The organism is Xanthomonas bromi (genome assembly GCF_900092025.1).
GTDB classification, from domain to species: Bacteria; Pseudomonadota; Gammaproteobacteria; order Xanthomonadales; family Xanthomonadaceae; genus Xanthomonas; species Xanthomonas bromi.
On the sequence record NZ_FLTX01000073.1, the window covers coordinates 21,003 to 27,002 of the forward strand.

6 protein-coding genes and 1 other RNA gene are annotated in these 6,000 nt (G+C 60.8%); 3 read left to right on the forward strand and 4 right to left on the reverse strand.

Annotation, left to right across the window (positions count from 1 at the left end; genetic code table 11):
* Positions 1–49 precede the first annotated feature (49 nt).
* From XBLMG947_RS19250 to msuE, 4 genes are all read right to left on the reverse strand, one after another.
* Positions 50–125, reverse strand: a non-coding RNA gene (locus tag XBLMG947_RS19250) — sX9 sRNA.
* A gap of 60 nt (positions 126–185) precedes the next feature.
* Entirely contained in the window at positions 186–1,214 is a 1,029-nt protein-coding gene (locus tag XBLMG947_RS19255; RefSeq protein ID WP_065470172.1) for a methionine synthase, read from the reverse strand.
* 28 nt (positions 1,215–1,242) lie between these two features.
* Positions 1,243–2,226 (reverse strand): DUF1852 domain-containing protein, encoded by a 984-nt coding sequence (locus XBLMG947_RS19260; RefSeq protein WP_065470173.1) that lies wholly within the window; start codon positions 2,224–2,226, stop codon positions 1,243–1,245.
* Between the two features lie 145 nt (positions 2,227–2,371).
* On the reverse strand, positions 2,372–2,965 hold the full coding sequence (gene msuE, locus XBLMG947_RS19265) for an FMN reductase (protein WP_065470174.1): 594 nt from the start codon (positions 2,963–2,965) through the stop codon (positions 2,372–2,374).
* Positions 2,966–3,152: 187 nt separating this feature from the next.
* Between msuE and XBLMG947_RS19270 the strand changes: the two genes are divergently transcribed.
* The 3 genes from XBLMG947_RS19270 (at position 3,153) to XBLMG947_RS19280 (ending at position 5,741) form a co-directional block, all read left to right on the forward strand.
* A complete protein-coding gene (locus tag XBLMG947_RS19270) occupies positions 3,153–4,067 on the forward strand; it encodes a LysR family transcriptional regulator (protein WP_065470175.1) in 915 nt (304 codons plus the stop codon).
* Positions 4,067–4,732: an epoxyqueuosine reductase QueH gene (locus tag XBLMG947_RS19275; RefSeq protein WP_065470176.1), complete on the forward strand. Its 666-nt coding sequence runs from the start codon at positions 4,067–4,069 to the stop codon at positions 4,730–4,732. The genes XBLMG947_RS19270 and XBLMG947_RS19275 overlap by 1 nt, the downstream gene beginning before the upstream one ends.
* A gap of 109 nt (positions 4,733–4,841) precedes the next feature.
* Entirely contained in the window at positions 4,842–5,741 is a 900-nt protein-coding gene (locus XBLMG947_RS19280) for a methylenetetrahydrofolate reductase (RefSeq protein WP_065470177.1), read from the forward strand.
* Positions 5,742–6,000: the final 259 nt, after the last annotated feature.

Consider the following 6,000-nt stretch of genomic DNA (forward strand, 5'->3'; position numbering starts at 1 on the left):
CTGCCCGTCCGCCGCTTGGCGCAATCGCGGTGTCGGCAGCGCTAAGAGCGGCTAACAAAACGTAGCGAGCAGTCGTCAGGCGGGTGTGGACGGCGCGCAGGAACCGCAGTGTACAAGTGGTACATGAGGATTCCGAGCACCGGCCGCGCCCGCCTGGCGGCTGCGTAGTAGTTTTGTTAGCCGCTCTAAGCCGACAGCTCTCCACGTACGATCTGCGCACCGGCACTGAGCGCACTGAGTTTGCCGCGCGCGACATGCCGGGCCAGCGGTGCCATGCCGCAGTTGGTGGAGGGGTAGAGCTTGTCGGCATCGACAAACTGCAGCGCTTTTCGCAGCGTCTGCGCCACGTCCTGCGGTGTTTCGATCGTCGTGCTCGCCACATCGATGGCGCCGACCATCACCTTCTTGCCGCGTAAGAGTTCGATCAGATCGATCGGCACGTGCGAGTTGTGGCACTCCAGCGAGATGATGTCCAATGAGGAGGTCTGCAGCTTGGGGAACGACTCTTCGTACTGGCGCCACTCCGATCCCAGCGTCTGCTTCCAGTCGGTATTGGCCTTGATGCCGTAGCCGTAGCAGATGTGCACGGCGGTCTGGCACTTGAGTCCTTCGACCGCGCGCTCAAGAGTCGCAACTCCCCAGTCGTTGACCTCGTCGAAGAAGACATTGAAGGCGGGCTCGTCGAACTGGATGATGTCCACGCCGGCGGCTTCGAGTTCCCTGGCTTCCTGATTCAGGATTTTGGCAAATTCCCACGCCAGCTTTTCGCGGCTTTTGTAGTGCGCATCGTAGAGCGTGTCGATCATCGTCATGGGACCCGGCAGCGCCCACTTGATCGGCTGGCGGGTTTGCTGGCGCAGAAATTTCGCATCGTCCACGAACACGGATGTCGGCCGGCTCACCGCACCAACCACGGTCGGTACACTGGCATCATAACGGTCGCGAATCCTGACCGTCTCGCGCTTTTCGAAATCGACGCCGCTGAGGTGCTCGATGAAGGTGGTGACGAAATGCTGGCGGGTCTGTTCGCCGTCGCTCACGATATCGATACCGGCGTGCTGCTGTTCCTGCAGCGACAAACGCAACGCGTCCTGCTTGCCTTCGATCAGTGTCTCGTCTTGCAATTTCCAGGGCGACCAGAGCGTTTCGGGTTGCGCAAGCCAGGACGGCTTGGGCAGGCTACCGGCGGTTGAGGTGGGGAGCAGCTTTGTCATGATGAGGAATGGTTTGCGTTCTGGTTGATTAGGAAGCGTGGCTGGACGCCCACTGCTGAAGAAGGTTGCCGTAGGGCCGGATGAAATGTTCTTCGGTGAACTTGCCCTGCGTCACGGCGAGCTGGCTGCGCTCTTCCCGGTCGTAGACGATCTGGGTGGACGAATAATCCTGATGTTTCAGGCTCGGCTGATAGATCGCACCTGCTGCAGAATTGGCGTTGTAGATTTCTGGCCGGTAAATCTTCTGGAACGTCTCCATCGTGCTGATGGTGCCGATCAGCTCCAGGTTGGTGTAGTGCCCGAGCAAATCGCCGAAGAAGTAAAACGCCAACGGGGCAACGCTGTTCGGCGGCATGAAGTAGCGCACCTGCAGGCCCATCTTTTCGAAATACTGATCGGTCAGCGAAAACGCATCCTGCTTGTATTCGATCCCCAGGATGGGGTGCTGGTTTCCGGTGCGGTGATAGGTTCTGCTGGTGGAGACGCTGATGCAGATGACCGGCGGCTTTTGGAAGCGCGCGGTGTAGGCCTCAGAGTGCACGAAGTGCTGGAACAGCTTGCCATGCAGGTTGCCGAAATCTTCCGGGATATTGAAGCCGGAGCTGTCCTGGTTGTGCGCTGGCAGCAGCACGCTGAAATCGTAGTCGCGCACGTAGGAAGAAAAATTATTCCCTGCAATACCATCGATCCGCGCACCGGTCTGCCGATCGACGATGGTGGGCTTCAATATCTCGATCAACGGAAAGCCATCGTCCGGCGCGCGGTCGCCGATGCCCATTTCGACGGAGATGATCTCCAGCTCCACCGTATAACGGTCGCGCTTGGCGTTATCCCAATGCGCCAGATCGTTGAAGCGGTTGTCGATCATCGCCAGCGTGTTACGCAAATTTTCCTGACGACGCTGCCCTCTGGCCAGGTTGGCGAAATTCGTCGTGTTGCGCGTCGTGGCCGAGGGACGATAATCCTCATCGAACCGCAGGCTCTTGATGGTGAAGTTCAATTCTTGCGTCATTGCGAACCGATGCCTTGTTTCTACGATGGGGCGCGCGCATGCCTGTGCGCAGCGGAAGATGCCGGCGGGATGGACGCCTGGACTCTGGCTCAGTGAGCGCTTGCCGACTGACCCGGTGGCCGGCCAGGCCACCTTGCGTTGGCCCTCAAGCCGCCGCCACGTCGTGTGCGGTGATGGGCCGCGCATGCCGCGTCAGTTCGATCAGCGGCAAGGCCCGCTGTACCGCCAGTCTGGCCCGCTCGGCCAGCGCCTCGTTGTGCACGCGGTACTCCAGAAAATCCCGGTCGGTCGCGTAGACGCCCAGCGGCAAGGTGCGTGCCTGGAAGAAACTGAAGAGCGGCCGGAGTTGGTGATCGATCATCAACGCATGGCGGTCGCTGCCACCGGTTGCGGCCAGCAGCACAGGTGTATCGATCAAGGCGTCCTGATCGATGAAATCGAAGAAATGCTTGAACAGCCCGGTGAAGGAACCGCGGTAGACCGGTGTTGCCACCACCAGAACGTCTGCCTGCTCCACCAGTGAAAGCGCCTGCTCCATCGTGCCGGGCAGCTGCGAGCGCCACACGGCACCAGCGAATTGTGGAGCCAACGCCCCGATTTCGACCAAATGGCGCTCGCACGGCACCTGATCGGCGATCAGATCCAGCAGGTGCTCTGCCAAGGCCACGGCCTTGGAGGGGCGTTGCATCCCGCCGGTGACCGCAACGACGCGGAGTGGGTGAGGCGCTTTAACAGTCATGCTGGTCAACCTGAGCAGTTGGGGAAGTCGTGCAGTGCGCCAAAAAGTTACTACCCGATCAATTACTTACGTCTGGATCTGGGCCCCTTGTCACGGCAGCGACTGAGCGACGACTCCGATACTAGGGGTCGCGTTCAATGAAGTAAAATGGTGTTATTTCAACAATCCATGAATTCGGATCATTTGAATGCTTGAGCGCATCCATCTCACCATCGTCCAGCAGGTCGAGCAGCAAGGCTCGCTGACCGCGGCCGCAGGCGTGCTGAATCTGACCCAGTCGGCGCTGAGCCACAGCATGAAAAAGCTGGAGCAGCAGTTGGGCACCGATATCTGGCTGCGCGAGGGGCGCAGCCTGCGCCTGACCCAGGCCGGGCAATATCTGCTGGCGGTGGCAAACCGGGTACTCCCGCAACTGGATCTGGCCGAAGAGCGGCTGGGGCAGTTCGCGCAGGGCGAGCGCGGTGCGCTGCGCATCGGCATGGAATGCCATCCCTGCTACCAGTGGCTGCTCAAGCTGGTAGCGCCCTATCTGGCCACGTGGCCGGACGTGGATGTGGATGTGAAACAGAAATTCCAGTTCGGCGGCATTGGCGCACTGTTCGGCTACGAGATCGATCTGCTGGTCACGCCCGACCCGCTGTTCAAGCCAGGGCTCACATTCGAGCCGGTGTTCGACTACGAGCAGGTGCTCGTCGTGGCAAAGGGCCATCCGCTGGCGTCGGCAGCCTACGTCAAGCCGCAGCAGCTGACCCGCGAGGTCCTGATCAGCTACCCGGTGGATCTTGAGCGCCTGGATATCTACAGCCAGTTCCTGTTGCCGGCCGGTGTCACGCCCCGGCGCCACAAGGCGATCGAAACCACCGACATCATGATGCAGATGGTGGCCAGCGGCCGCGGCGTGGCGGCCATGCCGCGCTGGCTGGTCGAAGAATATGCCGCCAGAATGGACGTGGTGCCGGTCCGGCTGGGCGCGCGCGGCATCCCCAAACAGATCTACCTGGGCGCACGCGAGACGGATATCGCAATCGATTACCTGCGCGCCTTCATCGAACTGGCGCGCGCGCCAGCCAACGCCACCACCTATACGCGAGGACCCAAGTGATGAACTCCACCACCGAACGCACGCCACTTCCATTGCCTGCCGGCCACGCCAAGGTGTTGCTGCATTCCTGCTGCGCGCCGTGCTCTGGCGAAGTCATGGAGGCGATGCTGGCCTCCGGCATCGACTACACCATCTTTTTCTACAACCCCAACATTCATCCGCGCAAGGAATACGAATTGCGCAAGGATGAGAACGTGCGCTTTGCCGAACAGTTCGGCGTGCCCTTCGTCGACGCAGACTACGATCGGGACAACTGGTTCGAACGGGCACGCGGGATGGAAAACGAACCTGAGCGCGGTGTGCGTTGCACCATGTGCTTTGACATGCGCTTTGAACGCACTGCGCTGTATGCGCACGAGCACGGCTTTCCGGTGATCACCAGTTCGCTGGGCATCTCACGCTGGAAAAACATGCAGCAGATCAACGACTGCGGCATTCGCGCAGCGGCCAACTATCCAGGTCTGATGTACTGGGACTACAACTGGCGCAAGGGCGGTGGTTCCTCGCGCATGATCGAGATCAGCAAGCGCGAAAACTTCTATCAGCAGGAATACTGCGGCTGCGTCTATTCCCTGCGCGACACGAATCGGCACCGTGTGGACAGCGGTCGCAAACGCATTCAACTCGGCGTGAAGTTCTATGGCGATGGCGAGCAGGAAGACTGAGCTTTTTGCCAGTTCAGCGGCGACCCACGCGTTGATTTCAGGCGCTATTTCCACTCGATCAACGCAGCCGCGCCCAGGCACCAATCATCATGAAAAGACCGCAACAGCCGTGATTGCCAACGACACGCCGAGCCTCGCCAGCAGCATCACCGACGCCTATTCGCTGGAGGTCAGCGTCAAGGACAGTGGCGCGCTGACCAAGGCGGCGCCGCGCATCATGCCTGGCTCCGCCATGTTCATTCCCTACCTGCCAGGGCAGGACGACGCTGCACGGCTGGCCGCAGCACAGAGGGCGCGCAGGCTGGGGTTCGACCCCATTCCGCACCTTTCCGCGCGCCGCATCGGTTCGCTCAAGGAACTGCAGGCATTCGTCGAGCGCGCAGTGGATGACGCCGGCGTGACACGCTGCCTGGTGATCGCAGGGGATCCATCCACTCCGATGGGACCTTTTCCGGATAGCGTGTCGCTGATCGATACCGGCGTGTTCGAGCGCTCGGGCATCCGCACCATCGGCGTAGCAGGTCACCCGGAAGGACATCCGATCATGCGCACGGCAGAACAATGGGACGTCCTGGAACGCAAGTGTCGCCGCATCGAAGAGCGCGGCATGGCGCCCTTGATCGTGACGCAATTCGGGTTCGATGCGGACAAGGTGGTGACGTGGGTGGAAGCGCTGCGCGCGCACGGCATTGCACATCCAGTGCGTGTGGGCGTTCCCGGTCCTGCCAGCGTCGCCGTACTCGCACGCTATGCCGCAAGCTGCGGGGTCGGCGCGTGCGCATCGGTACTCTCAACCTATGGCATCTCAATTGGCACGTTATTCGGCAACGCAGGGCCGGATCGCTTTGTTGATCGCCTTGCCAGCCAACTGACTGAAGCGCATGGAGACATCCGCCTGCATGTCTTTCCGTTCGGCGGCATTGCACAGTCGGTGGAGTGGGTAGTGCAGTATCGCTCGCGCACCGCGTCGCAGGATCGCAGCAGCTCCGTCCGAGCGGATCGGGCCTGAAAACAGACCCGTGTGAATTGCCCATCAATGGTGGCGTGAGGCCGTCACACCGCGACTGATCGGGCGATCCGTCGGTGGCAAGGCGAGCAAAGATTAGAGCCGCTGAGGACGCTGCATGCGTCGTTGGTCAAAGGAGGCTGTCTACTGCGGCGGCGTTCGCGAAGAGCGTGTAAAAGAATGGCGTCATCGTGCGCCGTCTCTCTTGTTGGAAACAACGTCGCATCCATGATGCTGCTCTCAAGCTGCGTTGCTTGTCTCT